Genomic DNA, 20,492 nt, shown 5'->3' with positions numbered 1-20,492 from the left:
TGCGGGACGGACGGTGAAACCGCAGGTCAGCTACGGGCGACCCAGCCCCGCTCGTACGCGTGCCAGCCCAGTTGCAGCCGGGTCGTCACCCCGCTCAGCTCCATCAGCCGCTTCACCCGGCGCTGGACCGTGCGCAGCCCCAGATCGAGCTGTTTCGCGACGCTGGCGTCGGTCAGCCCGGCCAGCAGCAGGGACAGCACCTCCAGGTCCGTGCCGTCGGGGCCGTCCGGCTGCTGCTCGGTGGCGCCGGAGGTGCCCAGGCGCAGCGGGAGCGCGTCCCGCCAGACCGACTCGAAGAGCCCGCAGAGCAGCTCCAGCAGCCCGCTCGCGTGCACGACGAGCGCGGCGGGCTCGGCGGTGTGCGAGGTCAGCGGGACCATCGCGAGGGTGCGGTCGGCGACCACCAGCTTCGTCGGCACGGTGTCGACCACCCGCACCTGCTCGTCCCGGCCGAGCGCGGCGGTCAGTTCGGTGAGGCCGTCGGGCAGGTCGAGGGCGGCGCGTTCGAGGACGACCCGGTAGCGGACACCCCGGTCGGCGGCCTGCTCCTCCGCGTCGTTCTCCCCGCCGGTGACGGCGACCGGGTTCCCGGTGACCAGCGCGCACACCTCCTCGGTCGCGCCGAGCTGGAGCTGAAGGAACCGCTGGCTGACGGCCGCGGCGCCGAGCACCACCTCGACCAGGTCGTGCACGGCGGGTTCGGCGGCGGTCGCCCGGTACTCCTCGGCGAGCAGCGCGGCGGCCAGCTCCGCCTTCTCCAGTTCGTGCCGCTGCTGGGTGAGCAGCGCGCCGAGGGCGACCCCGGGCGGGGCGGCGACCCAGCGGCCGGGGCGGGCGGAGGACTGGGCCGCGAGCCCGTGCCGTTCCAGGCGGCGCAGGGCGCGCTCGGTCTCGTACTCCCCGAGGGCCAGCCGGCGGGCGAGATCGGGCACGTCCGCGGCGCCGGCGGACACCAGTGCCCGGTACGCCGACTCATGTGCCTCGTCCAGGCCTATCGCTCCCAGCATCAGGCGCCGTCCCTCCCCGAAGACTCCACCCCGTGGGGTGCGCGGTGACGGAACCGGCCGCGGTGGCGGGAAACAGCCACGGCGCGAACCCGCCTCCGCACATCATCGCCGTACCACCCGTCACTCTGCCAAGGTTGCGTCACGGGGGCCTCAACTGTCGCCCGCAACGCCCGTATTGGGCCTTCTTGGCCTGCGGGTTCGCGTACGGCGTGCTGTGGACGAGACCGCCGGGAGTCACAGCGGATCTTCAGGAAGACAGGTCACACTCGGGCCGGGTGGGCCGAACTCGCAACGGGATTCGGTCATATGGAACGTGACCCGGGCTCATGACGTGCGCTCGCACGCAGGGGAGTCGGGGCCGGGGTCACCCAGGTCGTCGCCGGGCGGTTCTCCCGTGGGGGGTGGGACCGTCCGGCGGCCCTGTGTCGGACGGGAGTTCGGTACGTCGCCGACACGCCGTGCGAGGACCGGCTCACGTCTGATTTTCCGGACGCCCCGTTTCCAACTGGCCTGCGCGGTGGACAATTAGGGGCATGAGCCAGCAGGGGGGAACGCCGACCGGTCACGACGACGACTGGTGGAGCCAGCTGTACGACGACACCGCGGACGACACGGGTCCGACGGCCGCGGGGGACTCCGTCGACGACCGGTTCGCTTCGGCGGCCGGGACGGTGGAGCTTCGCGGGCCGGGGGAGGGGTCGGGTTCTGGGCCGGGTGTCGGTACGGGTCCGGGTCCGGCTTCGGGTGCGGGCGTGGATGCAGGTGCGGGGCCGGTGGGTGAGGGGGCGCGTTCCGGGCCGGGTGTGGGTTCGGCGGGCGAGGGAGCGCGTTCGGCGGGGTCGGGTGTACCGGCGCCGCGCGCGGCGGGCACCTCCGCGCGACCCGCCGCCGCGGACCCGGTTGCCGAGCCTCCGGTGTTCACGCCTTTCGGTCCTTCGGCTCCCGGTGACGGTGTGGAGCCGGCTGACGAGCCTCCGGTGTTCACGCCTTACGCTCCTTCGGCTCCCGGTGATGGTGTGGTGCCGGATACGGAGCGTCCGGTGTTCACGCCTTTCGGTCCTTCGGTTCCCGGTGACGGTGTGGAGCCGGTTGCCGAGCCTCCGGTGTTCACGCCTTACGCTCCTTCGGCTCCCGATGACGGTGTGGAGCCGGACGGTGGGCCTCCGGTGTTCACGCCCATCGCCCCGGCCGTCCCCAGCAAGGATGCTCCGCCCGCGCCGCTCTGGCAGGGCCGCCCCGCGGACACCCAGCCCGGCATCCCGCCCACGGCACCTCCGCAGCCACCCGGTGCGATCTCCCCGCCCGCGTATCCGCAGCGGCCGACGGCTCCGGCGCCGCCTGCCGAGAGCCCGGCCGTTCCTCCGGGGGATGTCCGCCCGGACGGGCTTTCCGCTCCGCGGCCACCTGTGGTGCCGCCGCGTTCGGCTGACGACCCCGTCGCCCCTCGCGAGGGTTTCCGTGCGGGCGTCGCTCCGGAGTCGCCGGTGGTGCCGCCGCGTCCGGCCGACAGCCCCGTCGTCCCTCCGGAGGGTTTCCGTCCGGGTGGTTCCTCCACCCCGCGTCCCTACCCCCAGCCGCCCGCCGCCCCCGGGCTCCCCGCGCCCGCCCCGCAGCCCCTCCGCCCCGCGCGCCCGTACGATCCGCGTCCCTATCCCCAGCCCTCAGCCGGCAACCCCGCCCCCGCCCCGGCGGACCTCCGTCCGGACGCCCCCTCCGCCATCCCCACAGCCCCCGCCCCGCAGGCCATCTCCACCGCACCCCCGCCACCCCACACCCCCGACTACGTGGGCTCCGGACCTCCCACCTACGACGCCGAGCCCACCGCGCTGCCCCCCGCCGACCCGGACGAGCTGGACGATCTGGTCGCGGACACCGTGTTGGACGGGGCGCGGTACGGGGCGAGCACGATTCGGGCCGCTTCGGTGCGGGGGGACTCCGCGCGGTTCAGGGGGGAGCCGCGGCGGGACTCGTTGCTGACCGCGCGGTTCGGGGCCGGGGAGCAGGCGTTGGTGCTGGTGGCGATGGCGACCGGGGCTAGGGCCACGCCGGGGGCGCATCGGGCCGCTGCCGAGGCGTGTCACTGGATCGCGCGGGCCGTGGGGCGCAGCCACGCGCGGCTGTCCGAGGACATCAGGGCCGCCCGGCGCGGGGACCTGAAGTCCGGGCTGCACCGCCTCACCGACCGCAGCCTCGGCAAGCTCCGCGCCAGCGCCGCCGAACAGGGCATCGACCCGGAGGAGTACTCGGCCGGCCTGCGCTGCCTGCTCCTCCCCGCGCACCCGGAGTGCCGTACCCGCGTGTTCTTCGGGGTCGGACCGGGAGGGCTCTTCCGGCTGCGTGACGGTGAGTGGCAGGACATCGAGCCCAGCGTCGCCGACGCGATCGGCGAGGCCGTCGTCGGGTTCGGGTCGAAGCCCGCCGAGACCCCCGAGGGCGACCGGCTGACGATGGACCTCGGGATTCCGACCCCGCCGAGCCCGTACGAACCCGCCCCCGAACCACCCCGCGAACCCTTCCGCTTCCGTGCCTCCGTCGCCCGCCCGGGGGACGCGCTGCTCATGTGCACCGGCGGTCTGGCCGAACCGTTGCGCGGCGAGCCCGAGCTGTCCGCCCATCTGGCGGGACGCTGGTCCGGTACCACTCCGCCCGGCCTGGCCGCCTTCCTCGCGGACACCCAAGTGCGGGTCAAGGGTTACGCCGACGACCGCACGGCCGCCGCCGTTTGGGAGGCGTGAGTGCCGAGGCTGTGAATTCATGGAACCCAGAGGTATCCGCAGGGCACAGGAAACCGAAGGGCACGCGAGAACCATGGCCAAGCAGAACGTTGCCGAACAGTTCGTCGACATCCTCGTCCGCGCCGGAGTCAAGCGCCTCTACGGCGTCGTCGGCGACAGCCTCAACCCGGTGGTCGACGCCATCCGCCGCAACTCCGCCATCGACTGGATCCACGTACGGCACGAGGAGACCGCCGCCTTCGCCGCCGGCGCCGAAGCGCAGATAACCGGGAAGCTCGCGGCCTGCGCCGGCTCCTGCGGGCCCGGAAACCTGCACCTCATCAACGGCCTCTACGACGCCCACCGCTCCATGGCCCCGGTGCTCGCCCTCGCCTCGCAGATCCCGTCCAGCGAGATCGGCCTCGGCTACTTCCAGGAGACCCACCCCGACCGGCTCTTCCAGGAGTGCAGCCACTACAGCGAGCTGATCTCCAGCCCGAAGCAGATGCCCCGGCTGCTCCAGACCGCCATCCAGCACGCGGTGGGGCAGTCCGGTGTCAGCGTCGTCTCGCTGCCCGGCGACATCGCCGCCGAGCCCGCCCCGGACAAGGCCGCCGAGACCGCCCTCGTCACCTCACGCCCGTCCGTCCGGCCCGGCGACGCCGAGATCGACAAGCTCGTCGAGATGATCGACGAGGCGGACAGGGTCACCCTGTTCTGCGGGAGCGGCACCGCCGGCGCGCACGCCGAGGTGATGGAGTTCGCCGGGAAGATCAAGTCCCCGATCGGACACGCCCTGCGGGGCAAGGAGTGGATCCAGTACGACAACCCGTACGACGTCGGCATGAGCGGACTGCTGGGCTACGGCGCCGCCTACGAGGCCACCCACGAGTGCGACCTGCTGATCCTCATCGGCACCGACTTCCCGTACAACGCGTTCCTGCCCGACAACGTGAAGATCGCCCAGATCGACGTACGGCCCGAACACCTGGGCCGACGCTCGAAGTTGGACCTCGCGGTGTGGGGCGACGCGAAGGAGACGCTGCGCTGTCTCATCCCCCGGGTGAAGCCGAAGGGGGACCGGAAGTTCCTCGACCGGATGCTCAAGAAGCACGCCGACGCGCTGGAGGGCGTCGTCAAGGCCTACACGCGCAAGGTCGAGAAGCACGTCCCGATCCACCCCGAGTACGTGGCCTCCGTCCTGGACGAACTCGCCGACGAGGACGCCGTGTTCACCGTCGACACCGGCATGTGCAACGTCTGGGCCGCCCGCTATATCACGCCCAACGGCCGCCGCCGCGTGATCGGTTCGTTCTCGCACGGCTCGATGGCGAACGCGCTGCCGATGGCGATCGGCGCCCAGTTCACCGACACCGGGCGGCAGGTCGTGTCGATGTCGGGCGACGGCGGATTCTCCATGCTGATGGGCGACTTCCTCACCCTCGTCCAGTACGACCTGCCGGTGAAGGTCGTCCTGTTCAACAACTCCTCCCTGGGCATGGTCGAGTTGGAGATGCTCGTCGCCGGACTCCCGTCGTACGGCACCACCAACAAGAACCCCGACTTCGCCGCCGTGGCGCGCGCGTGCGGCGCCTACGGTGTGCGGGTCGAGAAGCCCAAGGACCTCGAAGGCGCGCTGAAGGCCGCGTTCAAGCACAAGGGCCCGGCGCTCGTCGACGTCGTCACCGACCCCAACGCCCTGTCCATCCCGCCGAAGATCAGCGCCGACATGGTCACCGGTTTCGCGCTGTCGGCCTCGAAGATCGTGCTGGACGGAGGAGTCGGCCGCATGCTCCAGATGGCCCGCTCCAACATCCGCAACGTGCCCCGGCCCTAACCGTCGTACGGCACCCATCCGTTCGACGAGTACCAGAGGTGCCGCAGGCCCTTGATGCCGCTCGTGCGGAACGGCTTGCCGTGGTCGTCGACGCGGAGGGTGCCGGTGCGGCCCTGGGAGGACCAGTCCAGTTCCAGGTACCAGCGGCAGTCGCAGGTCCCGGTGCGGGCCTTGACCAGCAGGACCTCCGGGTCCGTGGCCGAGACCCGGTACGGCAGGTGCGCCGCCGGGACCGTCCTGCCCGTGTCGCTGCCCGGCGCCGGCTCGACGAGCGGGCGGTGGGCGTCCAGGTTCACCCCGAAGTAGCGCGGGGTGATGTCCCCGCCGCAGCCCTGGGCCATCGAGTACGCGGTGCCCGGGGCGGGCGCCGTACGGCCGACGACCCGGACCCGAAGTGCCTCCAGGACGACGGCCGTAGAACTCCGGCCCTGCACCGAGATCTCCACGTCCGTCTGCCCGCCGTGCACCGCGTGCTGCGTCGCCGCCCAGGCCCGGGCGTCCTGCTGGACCGGGGGCGGCGGCACGTCCTTCGGCGCCTTGTCGATGACGTAGTCGTGGTCGCAGCCGATCTCCCAGACCTGGGAGTCGGCGGTCCAGGTGAGGGGTGCGGGGGCGGCGGACGGTGAACTCCGGCTCGTGGCACCGGTGTCGGTCCCGGCACCGGTCCCCGTCCCGCTTCTGGACGTGGCCGTGTCGTGCGTGGACACCGCCGACAGGGTGCCCCACACCGCGAGCACCGCGCACACGGCGGCGGTGAGTGCGAGGCGCCGCCAGTACCAGGGCGAGCGGGCGGCGGCCACCGGCGGTTCCCCGGCATCCGGCACCGGCTCCTCGGCCGGCCCGTCCGGCACGGGCTGTTCGGTCGGCCCGTCCGGCGCCCCCTCGACCGCCGGAGCCCCCGCTGCCCCGGCCGACCCGGTCGCCCCCGCCTCCCGCCGCCGCTGTCGCGCGGCCACCGCCAGGATCCAGAACCGGTGCAGCTCCACCCGCTCCTCCGGCGTCGCTCCGCACAGCGCCGCGAACCGTTCCACGGGGGCGAAGTCGAGGGGGACCGCCTCGCGGACGCAGTAGCGGTGCAGGGTCGACGCGTTCATGTTCAGGCGGCGGGCCAACTGGCCGTAGCTGCGGTCCGTGCGTGCCTTCAGGCGCCGTAGCAGCGCCGCGAACTCCTCGACGTCCTTGTCGTTGGCCTCGCCCGACACCGTCGCTCCCGGGTGTGTCGCGTCCCAGGACGGCATCCCAGGGACTCCATGTATCAGGAGGTCAGAAGGGGTGGGACGGTTCCACCGTCGCGGGACCGGCGGCGGCGATTGCAGTCGCCGCCGCCGTACGCCGAAGCTCGGTCCGACCACAGCACGGCACCGAACCGAAACGGGGACCACACGTGAACAGCAAGAAGGCCACGCGCCGCACCGCCCTCGCCGCCGGCCTCGCCCTCGCCCTCGGGCTGGGCGTGGCGGCCCAGGCCTCCGCCGGCGCCCCCCGCTCCGTGAGCGGCTCACCGGACGACAACATCACCCGCATCGCCGACTTCTACGGCGCCTACATCGACGCCGAGAGCGACCTGGACAACGGCGGCGGGAAGCTGACCTCCGAGCTGCGCAGCTACTACCTCACCCCGGCCTACCTCAAGAAGCTGACGGCCTGGGAGGCGAAGAACCACGCGGACGGTGTCCTCCAGGCGCAGAACACCCCCATGAGCTGGAAGGTCACCGACAACGGCACCGCCGGCCACACCGAGGCCGCCGTCACCCTCACCTGGGGCGGCGGCGACACCACCAAGCTGATCGTCGACATGACCCCCACCACCCACAAGATCATCCACATCGGCACCAAGGGAATCGGCGGCAAGTAGGGCCCGCCGAGGTCCTGTTGCCGCTTCCCGAGCGGCTGATTCCGGCCAGTTTCACGGAGCGTGGGGCTCGGGGGAGATCCGTCGCCGGTGCGGGGGGACCGGCCGCCCCACGCCTTCGTGGACCACGGCCGGACCGGCGGCCCCGGATCGGCGGCGGGTCCGATCGCCCGTGGTCAGGACGTCACGGGGTGTCAGGTCCCGTCGCCGGGGGCCAAGGCATCCCGGAGGGGAACGCCCCGGCCGCCCCACCCGGGACGCATGCTCCGTGGGCCGGCTGTTCGACGTGTCGGACGGCATCGTCCCCGGAACCTCCGCCCCGCCGGACACGCCGTACGCATGGCCGAACACCCGGTCGTCAGCCACTCGACATGACTGCCCCGTTCCCGACGAGGGCATGGATTCCCGTGAACGTGTTCGAGCAGGAGGGAACCGGAAACCGGCGTGCAGGCGGGGGTCATGAAGAGGCAAGCACGAGGGGGCGGTCCCATGGCGATCGGGGCCTCCTCGGCGAAAGCGGCGGAGGACAAGGCCGACAGCGCCACGGAACCGGCGCAGCCGCCTCAACTGAGGCGCAGACTCGGACGCGCGGACCTGCGGGCGGTGCCCGAGGCGCGCAGAGCGTTGCGGGAACTGTTACGGCACTGGGGGAGGCCGGGACGATCGGAGATAGCGGAGCTGCTCACCAGTGAGCTGCTCACCAACGCGCTGATCCACACCGACGACGACGCCGTGCTCACGGCGACCGTCGGACCGCGCGGACTGCGCGTGGAGGTGAGGGACTTCGTGGCCCGCAGGCCCCGACTGCACGTACCGGACGCCGACGACGGTACGCACGGGCGGGGCCTGGTCCTGGTGCAGTCCCTCGCAGACTCCTGGGGCGTGTCCGCTCACGGGGTGGGCAAGTCCGTCTGGTTCGAGCTGGCCGCGGACGCGGTCTGAGCGAGGTGCCGGGCACGGCACGGGCAACGGGGCGGGGGCGGCGTCCAGTCGGACTCCGCCCCCGCCCCGTTTGTCGCCCGGTCCCGGTGCTCGTGTGACAGCTCTCCGGCTCAGCCGAACTGCTGCTCCAGGTCCTTGAGCTTGCGCTCCAGGGAGTCGAGACGCGGCAGGGCCATGGTGTCGTCCTCGGCGGTGAGGTCGACGGTTATCGGGTCAGATGCCCCGCGGACTGGCTGGAGTGAGGGACGCGTGCGAACCGGCAGTTGTTCCGGCGTCGATAGAGCAGGCTCCGCGGATGCTTGTCCGGAGCCGCCACGCTCCAGGGCCTGCGGCTCCGGCGACCGGCCGCCGCCCCGGCCGATGAGGCCGCGCTGACCCCGGCTTATGGCCTTGAGCTGAGCCCGCTCGATCCGCTGCTGGTCGCGGCGGCGCAGTCGGGTCTCCTCCTTCTTCGCCTTGTCCTCGCGCACCTCGTCGACTGCCTCGTCCAGGCTGCGCACGTTCTCCAGGAGCATCAGCGACCAGGCGCTGTAGGTCTCCCGGGGGGCCCGCAGCCAGCGGACGATACGGATCTGCGGCAGCGGACGCGGCACCAGGCCCTGCTCGCGCAGCGCGGCCCGGCGGGTCTGCTTCAGCGCGCGGTCGAAGAGGACCGCGGCCGACAGCGACATGCCGGAGAAGAACTGCGGAGCGCCCGCGTGGTCGACACCCCTGGGCGCGTGCACCCAGTTGAACCAGGCGGCCGCGGCCGCGAACGTCCATACGAGTATCCGCGAGCCGAGGGCGGCGTCACCGTGGCTGGCCTCGCGGACCGCGAGGACGGAGCAGAACATGGCCGCGCCGTCCAGGCCGAACGGGACCAGGTACTCCCAGCCGTCGGTCAGGCCGAGGTTCTCCTGGCCGAAGCCGACCAGTCCATGGAAGGAGAGTGCCGCGGCGACCGCCGCACAGCAGAACAGAAGGACGTAGGAGGCGATGCCGTATATGGCCTCCTTGCGCCTGCGGCGCTCCTCCGTGCGCTCCCACGAGTCGTCTTTCGCGTGCTCCCCGGCGGACCGCTTGCTCCGCGCGAGCACCGCAACCGCCGCCAGCATGCCCAGGAGCAGTACGGCGCCGGGAAGCAGCCAGTTAAGCGATATGTCGGTCAGTCTCATCTGGGGTCCCTTGCATTGGGATAGGGCGTAACGCCCGCCATAGTGGCCCAATCCCAACGGCCCTCAGGCGTTTTCGGGGCAAGAGGCCGCCAAGGAGGTGCAAGGGGATGCCCAGGGCGGCTTTCTGCTCGAACTGCCGCTTGAGGGGCGGGAGTTGAGTTCGAATAAGACTACCCGTACGGGTGGTTCCACGGAAAGTTCCTGCGACAAGTGAGGAAGTTGTGAATCCCCTGTAACCGGGTGGGCGCCTCGTTCGGGGCTGATCCTAGCGGGCGTCGAGGGGTGCCTGTGACTGAGGGTCCCTCAACTCGCGGTGGCGGCCAGCAGCTTGGTGACCCGCTCGGTCTCGCAGGTGCGCGGACAGGTCGCGCAGGCGTCGTCCGCGTCCAGCGTGTAGTACATGCAGCAACTCGCCCTGTCCCGCGTGGACAGCGCCTCGCCGTGGGGCCCGGTCACCTCGCGGAACGCGGCCGAACCGACGTACGGCTTGGTGGAACCCGGCAGCAGCCGCTCCAACTCCCTTACGGCGCGCGGCTGTTCGCCGAGGAGATCGGCGACGTACCAGATGCCCTCGACGACCTCGTCGGTCGCCATGCCCCACAGGGCGCGGCCCCGCCGGCGCATCCGCGGACCGAAGCCGGCCAGGACGGGTTCCATGTGCTCGGCGATCGCGGCGCGTACCTCCGCCCGCAGCGCCTCCTCGTCGGCGACCACCCGGGCGCCGGGGAGCGCCGCGGCCGGGTCGCCGGGCAGGCAGGCGAAGGCATCGGTGCGCACGGCCAGCCTGCCCATGTCGAAGCCCTCGGCCGTGCGGTCGTAGGAGACGTGGGTCACAGGGAGGCGGGGGACGCGGCGGTGCAGGAACCACGGGACGGTGAAGAGGAGGACGACCGGCCAGGCGTAGCGGTGCAGTCCGAAGGTGGCTATGACGTCCGGGCGGCCCCGGCGGCCGTGGTCGCGCAGGACCTGGGCGTCGTCCCACGCGAGGAACGCCTCCAGGCCCGCGCCGCCCTCCGCGAGCGCCACCGCCGAGGCCCAGCCGCCGCCGGTCGGGGTCGGCTGGTCCGGGGTGAGTTCGGTGATGCCGAGCCCGGGGACGACCTCGGTGAGGCGGGCGTACGCGTCCGCTGTGGCCGAAGAGGGCAGGGGCATGCCGGTACCACCGATTCGCCGTTGGTTTAGAGGTAAGGCTTACCTTACCCAACTGGACGGGGATATGAACTAGTCCGATCTGCGCCTAAGGTGCTTGACGGACGAGTAACAAGCCGCCGTAATGACCCCAAGTACCGACACGTCCGGAGGAGGACCCGTGAAGCAGGGCACGCAGAGCGCCGTCGGCACGGGAACCCCGGATGCGCGCCCCCGGGGTTCCCGGGTACCGCAGCAGCCGCGCGCCGCCGACGTGGACCGCAATCGGGATCTCGCGGACGGCTCGGGCGCCGTGCGCGGCGAGCACACGCACAGCGAGACGCCGATCCCGCGTCCCCGTGCGGTCGTCCAGCGTTCCTCCGTGCGCGGCCAGATCCTCGACGCGCTGCGCACCGCGCTCGTCGGCGGCGAACTGACCCCCGGCGAGGTGTACTCCGCCCCCGCGCTCGGCGACCGGTTCGGCGTCTCCGCCACCCCCGTCCGCGAGGCCATGCAACAGCTCGCCACCGAGGGCGCCGTCGAGGTCGTACCGAACCGCGGCTTCCGGGTCGTCGAGCGGGGCGCCCGCGAACTCGCCGAACTGGCCGAGATCCGTGCCCTGATCGAGGTCCCCGTGATGCTCCGGCTCGCCCGGACCGTGCCCGCCGCGCGCTGGGCCGAGCTGCGCCCGCTGGCCGAGAGCACCGTCCGCGCCGCGTCCTCCGGGTGCCGGGCGACCTACGCCGAGTCCGACCGCGCCTTCCACCGCGGGGTGCTCGCCCTCGCCGGGAACGAGCAACTCGTCCAGATCGCCGAGGACCTGCACCGGCGCGCCCAGTGGCCGCCGGCCGGCGGCCCGGTCACGCGCGGGCGGGCCGATCTGGTCGCGGACGCCGCCGAACACCTCGCGCTCCTCGATGCGTTGGGCGCGGGGGAGTGGGACGCGGCGCAGTCACTGGTGCGGGAGCACTTCGCGGGAACCGCGTGACCATGAATATGTGACTCCGGTCACGAGCGGGTCCGGGTCCCGCCACCGGGCGCCCTGCCGGGAACCCGCCCGCCCGCCGGTGACGTGCCCCACGGAGAGGACCGACCGATCCGTGGGGGAGAACGCCGATGTTTCCGAATCCCGGCCAGCAGGCCGCCCAGCGGGCCGCGCAGCGCGGCGCCGAACAGTCCGCCCGCCAGGCCGCGCAGGAGGGCATGCGCGCCGCCCGGATGGGAGCGAGGCGCGCTCACTCCGGCTCGTCACGCGGCGGCTTCCTGACCTTCCTGCTGCTCGTCGCCGTCGGGGTGCTGGTCGCCCGCGACCCCGAACTCCGCGCATCCGTCCTGCACTTCGTCCACCACGTCGTGAACGTCGTCCAGAGCCGCACCGACCACGCCTGACCTACGCCGTCGCCGCACCCGGCGCCGGCACCGCCAACTGCCGTGCCAGCCACGTCGGTACACCGCCGAGCAGCCGGAACAGCCGCCGCGCCTCCTCGCGCAGCCGGGACGCCTCGGGCTCGGCCTCCGCGTCCGCGAGCGAGGCGAGCGCCGGTGCCGTCCCGACGAGGTAGCCCAACTCCTCCCGGATGCGCAGGGATTCGGCGAAGCCGTGCCGGGCCTCCGTCAACTCCCCGTCCCGCAGGGCGAGTCCGGCCAGGTGACGGTGGGTGAACGACAGCAGCAGCGGGTCGGCCTGGTCGGCGGCCCCCGCGTGGGCCCGCCGGTACGCGGCGCGCGCGGCCTGCGGCGAACGCGCCAGGTTCTCCGCGACCAGACCCCGCCGGAAGTCCAGCAGCGCCCGCCCGGCACCGTCCGGCGGGATCAGCGCCGCCGCCCGTCCGAGCGCGGCCCGCGCCTCGTCCGCCCGGTCGCGCACGCCGTGCAGGGTGGCCGCGTAGGCCAGGTAGCCGCGCTCGCAGGCCGCCGCGCCCCGCTCGTCGTCACTGTGGGCCAGCGCCTCGGCCGTCCGCAGGGCGTCGTCGGCGTCCTCCCAGCCCTGCTCGGTGTAGAGGCACCGCTCGACGAACAGGGCGGTCCGCTGGAGGGCCGTCGCCGCGGTGTCGGGCGGCAGCAGCGCCGCCGCGTCGACCCAGCAGGCCCGCGAGCGCAGCCGCCACACCGCGGTCTGGAGGGGGTCGTCGCCTTCGGTCGTACCGTTCCCAGACATGGCGGAAAGCGCCACGTTGCCCTCCCCGAGCACACCATTGAGCTGTTGAGTGGTGGCCGCATCTCAGCACGAATCCCGGGGCCCGGCCAAGGGGCTGGGTGAAAGAATTCACAAAGTCGTGGGATACCCGGGTCAGCTCATCCGCAGTGCCAGGAAGAAATCCAGCTTGTCCTCAAGGCGCGAGAGGTCACGACTCGTCAACTGCTCGATCCTGCCGACCCGGTAGCGCAGTGTGTTGACGTGCAGGTGCAGCCGGTTCGCGCAGCGGGTCCAGGAACCGTCGCACTCCAGGAACGCCTCCAGCGTCGGGATCAGCTCCGCGCGGTGCCTGCGGTCGTAGTCCCGCAGCGGGTCGAGCAGCCGCGCGGTGAACGCCCGCCGCACGTCGTCCGGCACGAACGGCAGCAGCAGGACGTGCGAGGCCAGCTCCTGATGACCCGCCGCGCACACCCGCCCCGGCCGTGCCGCCGCGACCCGGCGCGCGTGCCGCGCCTCCTCCAGCGCCCCGCGCAGCCCCTCCGCCGAGTGCACGGCCGCGCTCACCCCGAACGTCACCCGCCCGTCGCCGTCGAGCCCGGCCGCCAGCGGATCCCGTACGGCCTCCAGGAGCACGTCCGCCTGGATGCCGGACTCGGAGCCGTCGTGCTCCGCCGACACCGCAGGCAGCGGTACGAGCGCGATCGCCTCGTCACCCGAGTGGGCCACGGCGATCCGGTCGGAGGGCTCGGGGCCCGTGGTCCGCGGATCGACCAGGATCTCCTCCAGCAGCGACTGGGCGACCGGGCCCGCCTCGACGTCGGCGCCGTCCCACTCGACCCGGGCGACGACCACCTGCCAGTGCGGGGCGGCGCCCAGCCCGGGCAGCAGCACGGGAGCGGCGACCCGCAGCCGCGCGGCGATCTCCGCGGGCGCGGCACCCGTCTGGACCAGCTCCAGGACCTCCTGCGCGAGCCGTCTGCGGACCGTGCGCGCCGCGTCCCGCCGGTCCCGCTCGACCGCGATCAGCTGCGTGACCCCCTGCAACAGGTCCAGCCGCTCGTCCGGCCAGTCCCCGGCGTCCGCCTCCACCGCGAGCAGCCAGTCCGACAGCACCGTCTCGCGCACGTCCCGCGCGCCCTGCGGGGAGCGCCCGCCGCCGCGGATCGGGAAGAGGGAGTACGTCGACGTGCCGAGCGTCAGCCGGTGCGGTCCCCGGCGGCCCGTGCGGGCGGCGGCCAGCTGCTCGGCGGCCAGCCGCGCGCACACCTCGGCCGGCAGCGCCGGGCCCGACACCTTCGAGCCCGCGATGAGCCGCCCGGTCGGTGACAGCACCCACGCCCGCAGATCCAGGTCCGAGCCCAGCAGATCCAGGACCACGTCCGGGCCGCCCCCCGCGGGACCCGAGGTCATCATCCGGCGGTGCCGGTCCACCACGGCCGCGAGATCACCGGCCCGCTCGCCCGACACCTGCCGTACGACATGCTCGGTGATCGTCGCGAACGCCACCGACTCGTTGACCGCGAACAGCGGCAGCCGGTGCCGGGCGCAGGCGGTCACCAGGTCGTCCGGGATGTCGCGCAGCTCGGCCTCGCCGGCGGCCAGCGCGGCCACCCCGGCGGACACCAGCAGCCGTACGAACGGCTCGCTGTCGGCCGCGTCCCGGTGCCAGGCCAGGCCGGTCAGGACCAGCTCGCCGCCGGAGAGATAGCGGCTGGGATCGCGCAGGTCGGTGGTCATCACCCCGCGGACCGTGCGGTCCAGCTCGTCCTCGCCGCCGAGCAGGCGCAGCCCCAGCGCCCCGGTGTCCAGAAGTGCGCGCAGCCGCATCGCCGTCGCCGCCGTTCTTTGTCTAGAAAACTACGATGAACCAGGAGGTGCTGTGGGTGCAGGGCCGTGCGGGGCTGTTTCCCACGTTTCCACAGGGAATCGGAGGGGTTACTGATGACCTCCGTTCATATGAATCTACAAGATGCCCGTGCTGGCCAGCCAACTCCTTCATGGTTTCCGTGACTGACCCGCTCCGCGCACGGCGCTGTGTACTGACTCCACGCTGCATTAACAGCGCATGAACGAGCCGGACCCGCCGCACACGAACTGGCTTGATCCGTACGACCCGAGACGAAGAAGAGAGCCGGTCATGGACTTCCTTCGCCCCGCCAGCTGGGAGGAGGCGCTCGCCGCGAAGGCCGAGCACCCCACCGCAGTACCGATCGCGGGCGGCACCGATGTGATGGTCGAGATCAACTTCGACCACCGCAGGCCCGAGTACCTGCTCGACCTGAACCGCATCGGCGACCTCTACGACTGGGAGGTCGGCGCCGACAGCGTGCGGCTCGGGGCCTCGGTCCCGTACAGCCAGATCATGGAGAACCTGCGCGCCGAACTGCCGGGCCTCTCCCTCGCCTCGCACACGGTCGCCTCCCCGCAGATCCGCAACCGCGGCGGCGTCGGCGGCAACCTCGGCACCGCCTCCCCGGCCGGCGACGCGCACCCCGCGCTCCTCGCGGCCGGCGCCGAGGTCGAGGCCGAGTCGGTGCGCGGCAGCCGCCGTATCCCGATCGACGAGTTCTACACCGGCGTGAAGCGCAACGCGCTCGCGCCCGACGAGCTGATCCGGGCCGTGCACATCAAGAAGGCCGACGGCCCCCAGCAGTACTCCAAGGTCGGCACCCGCAACGCGATGGTCATCGCCGTCTGCGCCTTCGGCCTCGCCCTGCACCCCGCCACCCGCACGGTCCGCACCGGCATCGGTTCGGCCGCGCCGACCCCCGTCCGGGCGAAGGCCGCCGAGGAATTCCTGAACGCCGCACTCGACGAGGGCGGCTTCTGGGACAACGGCCGGATCATCACCCCGTCGGTCGCCAAGCAGTTCGCGGACCTGTGCGCCGCCGCCTGCAACCCGATCGACGACGTCCGCGGCACCGCGAGCTACCGCCGCCACGCGGTCGGCATCATGGCCCGCCGCACCCTGACCTGGACCTGGGAGTCGTACCGCGGCAATGACGGCCGCTCCATCGAGAACGGGAGTGTCGCCTGATGCGCGTCAATTTCACGGTCAACGGCCGCCCGCAGGAAGCGGACGACGTGTGGGAGGGCGAGAGCCTCCTGTACGTCCTGCGCGAGCGCATGGGGCTGCCCGGCTCCAAGAACGCCTGCGAACAAGGGGAGTGCGGCTCCTGCACGGTCCGCCTGGACGGCATCCCCGTGTGTTCCTGTCTCGTCGCCGCCGGCCAGGTCGAGGGCCGCGAGGTCGTCACCGTCGAGGGGCTCGCGGACTACGCCAAGCAGCGCGCGGAGCACGGGAGTTGTGGAACGGGCGGCTGCGGCACGTCCGTCGACGAGGCCAAGGGCTGGACGGCGAAACCGCTCGACTTGCAGACCGGCGAGGGCACGCGACTCGCCCCGATCCAGCAGGCGTTCATCGACGCCGGCGCGGTCCAGTGCGGCTTCTGCACCCCCGGACTCCTCGTCGCCGCCGACGAGATGCTGGAGCACAACCCGACCCCGACCGACGCGGACATCCGCGAGGCGCTCTCGGGCAACCTGTGCCGCTGCACCGGCTACGAGAAGATCATGGACGCGGTCCGCCTGGCGGCCGCCCGGCAGGGAGAGGCGGTCTGACGATGGGCACCACCGGCACCCCCACCAACCTCACCCAGCGCTCCGGGACCAAGGGCGGCATCGGCGAGTCCACGCTCCGCCCGGACGGCACCCTCAAGGTCACCGGCGAGTTCGCGTACTCCTCGGACATGTGGCACGAGGACATGCTCTGGGGCCAGATCCTGCGCTCCACGGTCGCGCACGCCGAGATCGTCTCCATCGACACCGTCGAGGCCCTGAAGACCCCGGGCGTCTACGCCGTCATGACCTACGACGACCTGCCGACCGATGTGAAGAACTACGGCCTGGAGATCCAGGACACCCCGGTCCTCGCGCACGGCAAGGTCCGCCACCACGGCGAGCCGGTCGCGATCGTCGCCGCCGACCACCCGGAGACCGCCCGCCGCGCGGCCGCGAAGATCAAGGTCGAGTACCGCGAACTCCCGGTCATCACCGACGAGGCGTCCGCGACCGCGCCGGACGCGATCCTCATCCACGAGGACCGCGACGACCACCACATCGGCCATGTCCCGCACCCGAACATCGTCCACCGCCAGCCGATCGTGCGCGGCGACGTCGAACAGGCCGCCCAGAAGGCCGACTTCATCGTCAGGGGCGAGTACACCTTCGGCATGCAGGACCAGGCCTTCCTCGGCCCGGAGTCCGGACTCGCCGTGCCCTCCGAGGACGGCGGCGTCGACCTCTACATCGCGACCCAGTGGCTGCACTCCGACCTCAGGCAGATCGCGCCCGTCCTCGGCCTCCCCGAGGACAAGGTCCGCATGACGCTGTCCGGCGTCGGCGGCGCGTTCGGCGGCCGCGAGGACCTGTCGATGCAGATCCACGCGTGCCTGCTGGCCCTGCGCACCGGCAAACCGGTGAAGATCGTCTACAACCGCTTCGAGTCCTTCTTCGGCCACGTCCACCGCCACCCCGCCAAGCTCTTCTACGAGCACGGCGCGACGAAGGACGGCAAGCTCACCCACCTCAAGGCCCGCATCGTCCTGGACGGCGGCGCCTACGCGTCGGCCTCCCCGGCGGTCGTCGGGAACGCGTCCTCCCTGGGCGCCGGCCCCTACGTCGTCGACAACGTCGACATCGAGGCCATCGCCCTCTACACCAACAACCCGCCCTGCGGCGCGATGCGCGGCTTCGGCGCGGTCCAGGCGTGCTTCGCCTACGAGGCCCAGATGGACAAGCTCGCCGACAAGGTGGGCATGGACCGGGTCGCGTTCCGTCAGCTCAACGCGATGGAACAGGGCACGATCATGCCGACCGGGCAGCCGGTCGACTCCCCGGCACCGGTCGCCGAACTCCTGCGCCGCGTCCAGGCGATGCCCATGCCGCCCGAGCAGCAGTGGCTCGCGGCCGGAGAGGCCGCCGACGTACGGCAGTTGCCCGGCGGTCTGTCCAACACCACGCACGGCGAAGGCGTCGTACGGGGGGTCGGCTACGCGGTCGGCATCAAGAACGTCGGCTTCTCCGAGGGCTTCGACGACTACTCGACGGCCAAGGTCCGCCTGGAGATCGTCGGCGGCGAGCCCGTGGCCGTCGTGCACACCGCGATGGCGGAGGTCGGCCAGGGCGGAGTCACCGTCCACGCGCAGATCGCCCGCACGGAGCTGGGCGTCACCCAGGTGACGATCCACCCGGCCGACACCCAGGTGGGCTCGGCGGGTTCGACCTCCGCGTCCCGGCAGACATACGTCACCGGCGGCGCCGTCAAGAACTCCTGCGAGCTGGTCCGCGAGAAGGTCTTGGAGATGGGCCGCCGCAAGCTCGGCACCTACCACCCGGCCTGGGCCACCGCCGAACTCCTCCTGGAGGGCGGCAAGGTCGTCACCGACGGCGGCGAGGTCCTCGCCGAGCTGGCCGACGTCCTGGAGGGCGAGGCCGTCGAGGTCGAGGCCGAGTGGCGCCACCGCCCGACCGAGCCCTTCGACCTCCGCACCGGACAGGGCTTCGGCCACGTCCAGTACACCTTCGCCGCGCACCGCGCCGTCGTCGAGGTCGACACCGAACTCGGCCTGGTCAAGGTGATCGAGCTGGCCTGCGCGCAGGACGTCGGCAAGGCGCTCAACCCGCTGTCCGTCATCGGCCAGATCCAGGGCGGCACGACCCAGGGTCTCGGCGTCGCGGTCATGGAGGAGATCATCGTCGACCCCAAGACCGCGAAGGTCAGGAACCCGTCCTTCACGGACTACCTGATCCCCACCATCCTCGACACCCCGACCATTCCGGTCGATGTGCTCGAACTCGCCGACGAGCACGCCCCGTACGGGCTGCGCGGCATCGGCGAGGCCCCTACCCTGTCGTCGACTCCGGCCGTCCTCGCGGCGATCCGGAACGCGACAGGACTGGAACTGAACAGGACACCGGTACGCCCGGAGCACCTCACCGGAACCGTGTAATCCCGCCGCCGCTGCGGGCAGTCGTGCCGCTGGGGCGGCACGGGTGGGCGCAGCGGCACCCCGACGCCGGGCAACAGTCGAATCGAGGTTGCCCGGGCTCAGTAAATCTTGTTCGTCTCGGGCCGTCCCCCGGGTCGTGTACATCCCAAATCCCGCTGATCGTAAAGGCGTTCGCGGGTGCACCTTTGAACCTTGGGAGACGGCACCATGACCCAGCAGTCCCTTGAGCCCAGGGCCACAGCCGAAGACGCGGGTGAAGGAACCCGCGTCCCGGCCGGCCGGTCCTGGCTCGACCGGTACTTCCACATATCCCGGCGGGGATCGACCGTCGCGCGTGAGGTGCGCGGCGGAGTCACCACCTTCATGGCGATGGCGTACATCCTGCTGCTCAACCCCCTGATCCTGTCCGGCAAGGACGTCGCGGGGGACACGCTCGGGCAGAAAGGCCTGATCACCGCGACCGCGTTCGCGGCGGCCTTCACCACGCTCCTGATGGGCTTCGTCGGCAAGGTGCCCCTCGCGCTCGCCGCCGGCCTCTCCGTCTCCGGCGTGCTCTCCTCGCAGGTCGCCCCGCAGATGACCTGGCCGCAGGCGATGGGCATGTGCGTGATGTACGGCGTGGTCATCATGCTGCTCGTCGTCACCGGCCTGCGCGAGATGATCATGAACGCGATCCCGCTCGCCCTGAAACACGGCATCACGATGGGCATCGGCCTGTTCATCGCGCTCATCGGCTTCTACAAGTCCGGCTTCGTGCACCAGGGCAAGGCGACCCCGCTGACCCTGGGCCCGGCGGGCGAACTCGCGGGCTGGCCTGTCCTGTTGTTCGCCGGCACCCTGCTGCTGATCTTCATGCTCCAGGCCCGCAACATGCCCGGCGCGATCCTCATCGGCATCATCACCGGCACGGTCGTCGCCTCGGTCCTGAACGCCGCCGGGGTCATCGCCCCCCGACAGTGGGCCAGCGGCGCCGCCCCCGAACTGCACGGCAGCGCGGTCTCGATGCCGGACTTCTCGCTCTTCGGCCATGTGGAGTTCGGCGGCTGGGGCAAGGTCGGCGCGATGACGGTCGGCATGATCGTGTTCACCCTCGTGCTGGCCGGCTTCTTCGACGCGATGGCCACCATCATCGGCGTCGGCACCGAGGCCGGGCTCGCCGACGACAAGGGCCGTATGCCGGGCCTGTCGAAGGCGCTGTTCATCGACGGCGCGGGCGGCGCGATCGGCGGTGTGGCGGGCGGCTCCGGCCAGACCGTCTTCATCGAGTCGGCGACCGGCGTCGGCGAGGGCGCCCGAACCGGCCTCGCCTCGGTCGTCACCGGCCTGTTCTTCGCGGCCTGTCTCTTCTTCACCCCGGTCACCGCGATCGTCCCGCAGGAGGTCGCGTCCGCCGCCCTGGTCGTCATCGGCTCGATGATGCTGATGAACGCCCGGCACGTCGACTGGGCCGACCGCGCCACCGCGATCCCCGTGTTCCTGACGGTGGTGGTGATGCCGTTCACGTACAGCATCACCGCGGGCGTCGCGGCGGGAGTCATCTCCTACGTCGCCATCAAGGCCGCCCAGGGCAAGGCGCGGGAGATCGGCGCCTTCATGTGGGGGCTGACGGTCATCTTCCTCGTGTACTTCGCCCTCAACCCCCTCGAGAGCTGGCTGGGCGTGCACTAGCCGCCCCCAACGCCCTTTCCCCGCACCCCTGTTAGGAGACCG

At 72.0% G+C, this 20,492-nt stretch carries 16 protein-coding genes; 10 read left to right on the top strand and 6 right to left on the bottom strand.

All coding sequences use genetic code 11. The features are described from left to right. Positions 1–26: 26 nt before the first annotated feature. Positions 27–1,007 (bottom strand): helix-turn-helix domain-containing protein, encoded by a 981-nt coding sequence (locus tag ACIRB1_RS05190; RefSeq protein WP_352177707.1) that lies wholly within the window; start codon positions 1,005–1,007, stop codon positions 27–29. A 1,784-nt stretch (positions 1,008–2,791) separates the two neighbouring features. Here ACIRB1_RS05190 and ACIRB1_RS05185 point away from each other — a divergent pair. Both ACIRB1_RS05185 and ACIRB1_RS05180 read left to right on the top strand, forming a co-directional pair. Next, entirely contained in the window at positions 2,792–3,742 is a 951-nt protein-coding gene (locus ACIRB1_RS05185) for a protein phosphatase 2C domain-containing protein (RefSeq protein ID WP_403464612.1), read from the top strand. A gap of 73 nt (positions 3,743–3,815) precedes the next feature. Further along, positions 3,816–5,558 (top strand): pyruvate dehydrogenase, encoded by a 1,743-nt coding sequence (locus tag ACIRB1_RS05180; RefSeq protein ID WP_352177705.1) that lies wholly within the window; start codon positions 3,816–3,818, stop codon positions 5,556–5,558. On the opposite strand, the gene ACIRB1_RS05175 is transcribed toward ACIRB1_RS05180, so the two are convergent. Then, positions 5,555–6,796, bottom strand: coding sequence for a helix-turn-helix transcriptional regulator (locus ACIRB1_RS05175; protein WP_352177704.1), 1,242 nt, complete (start codon positions 6,794–6,796; stop codon positions 5,555–5,557). The genes ACIRB1_RS05180 and ACIRB1_RS05175 overlap by 4 nt on opposite strands. 146 nt (positions 6,797–6,942) lie before the next feature. Between ACIRB1_RS05175 and ACIRB1_RS05170 the strand changes: the two genes are divergently transcribed. Together ACIRB1_RS05170 and ACIRB1_RS05165 are read left to right on the top strand one after the other, a co-directional pair. Continuing rightward, positions 6,943–7,413: a hypothetical protein gene (locus ACIRB1_RS05170; RefSeq protein ID WP_403464611.1), complete on the top strand. Its 471-nt coding sequence runs from the start codon at positions 6,943–6,945 to the stop codon at positions 7,411–7,413. Between the two features lie 486 nt (positions 7,414–7,899). After that, positions 7,900–8,352, top strand: coding sequence for an ATP-binding protein (locus ACIRB1_RS05165; protein WP_352177702.1), 453 nt, complete (start codon positions 7,900–7,902; stop codon positions 8,350–8,352). 110 nt (positions 8,353–8,462) lie between these two features. On the opposite strand, the gene ACIRB1_RS05160 is transcribed toward ACIRB1_RS05165, so the two are convergent. Beyond that, positions 8,463–9,506: a DUF2637 domain-containing protein gene (locus ACIRB1_RS05160; RefSeq protein WP_352177701.1), complete on the bottom strand. Its 1,044-nt coding sequence runs from the start codon at positions 9,504–9,506 to the stop codon at positions 8,463–8,465. A 303-nt stretch (positions 9,507–9,809) separates the two neighbouring features. Further along, complete coding sequence (locus tag ACIRB1_RS05155) at positions 9,810–10,658, bottom strand: (2Fe-2S)-binding protein (RefSeq protein WP_403464610.1); 849 nt, start codon at positions 10,656–10,658, stop codon at positions 9,810–9,812. Positions 10,659–10,815: 157 nt separating this feature from the next. Here ACIRB1_RS05155 and ACIRB1_RS05150 point away from each other — a divergent pair, with 157 nt between their 5' ends. Both ACIRB1_RS05150 and ACIRB1_RS05145 read left to right on the top strand, forming a co-directional pair. After that, complete coding sequence (locus ACIRB1_RS05150) at positions 10,816–11,622, top strand: GntR family transcriptional regulator (protein WP_403464609.1); 807 nt, start codon at positions 10,816–10,818, stop codon at positions 11,620–11,622. 128 nt (positions 11,623–11,750) lie between these two features. After that, the gene (locus ACIRB1_RS05145) at positions 11,751–12,023 is read left to right on the top strand and encodes a hypothetical protein (protein WP_403464608.1); all 273 of its coding nucleotides are present in this window, start codon (positions 11,751–11,753) and stop codon (positions 12,021–12,023) included. A 1-nt stretch (position 12,024) separates the two neighbouring features. Here the strand turns inward: ACIRB1_RS05145 and ACIRB1_RS05140 are convergent, their stop codons facing one another. Together ACIRB1_RS05140 and ACIRB1_RS05135 are read right to left on the bottom strand one after the other, a co-directional pair. Then, positions 12,025–12,807 (bottom strand): hypothetical protein, encoded by a 783-nt coding sequence (locus tag ACIRB1_RS05140; protein WP_352177697.1) that lies wholly within the window; start codon positions 12,805–12,807, stop codon positions 12,025–12,027. Positions 12,808–12,924: 117 nt separating this feature from the next. Then, entirely contained in the window at positions 12,925–14,598 is a 1,674-nt protein-coding gene (locus tag ACIRB1_RS05135; RefSeq protein ID WP_352177696.1) for a PucR family transcriptional regulator ligand-binding domain-containing protein, read from the bottom strand. 310 nt (positions 14,599–14,908) lie between these two features. On the opposite strand from ACIRB1_RS05135, the gene ACIRB1_RS05130 reads away from it, so the two are divergent. The 4 genes from ACIRB1_RS05130 (at position 14,909) to ACIRB1_RS05115 (ending at position 20,450) form a co-directional block, all read left to right on the top strand. After that, on the top strand, positions 14,909–15,808 hold the full coding sequence (locus ACIRB1_RS05130) for a xanthine dehydrogenase family protein subunit M (RefSeq protein ID WP_352178266.1): 900 nt from the start codon (positions 14,909–14,911) through the stop codon (positions 15,806–15,808). Further along, a complete protein-coding gene (locus tag ACIRB1_RS05125) occupies positions 15,808–16,392 on the top strand; it encodes a (2Fe-2S)-binding protein (protein WP_403464607.1) in 585 nt (194 codons plus the stop codon). Before ACIRB1_RS05130 ends, ACIRB1_RS05125 begins: the two co-directional genes overlap by 1 nt. A 2-nt stretch (positions 16,393–16,394) precedes the next feature. Then, positions 16,395–18,782: a molybdopterin cofactor-binding domain-containing protein gene (locus ACIRB1_RS05120; protein WP_352177694.1), complete on the top strand. Its 2,388-nt coding sequence runs from the start codon at positions 16,395–16,397 to the stop codon at positions 18,780–18,782. Positions 18,783–18,989: 207 nt separating this feature from the next. Continuing rightward, positions 18,990–20,450: an NCS2 family permease gene (locus ACIRB1_RS05115; protein WP_403464606.1), complete on the top strand. Its 1,461-nt coding sequence runs from the start codon at positions 18,990–18,992 to the stop codon at positions 20,448–20,450. Positions 20,451–20,492 lie beyond the last annotated feature (42 nt).

The organism is Streptomyces sp. NPDC096013 (genome assembly GCF_044763565.1).
Taxonomy (GTDB): Bacteria; Actinomycetota; Actinomycetes; order Streptomycetales; family Streptomycetaceae; genus Streptomyces.
This window is presented reverse-complemented; position numbering and strand designations above follow the sequence as displayed.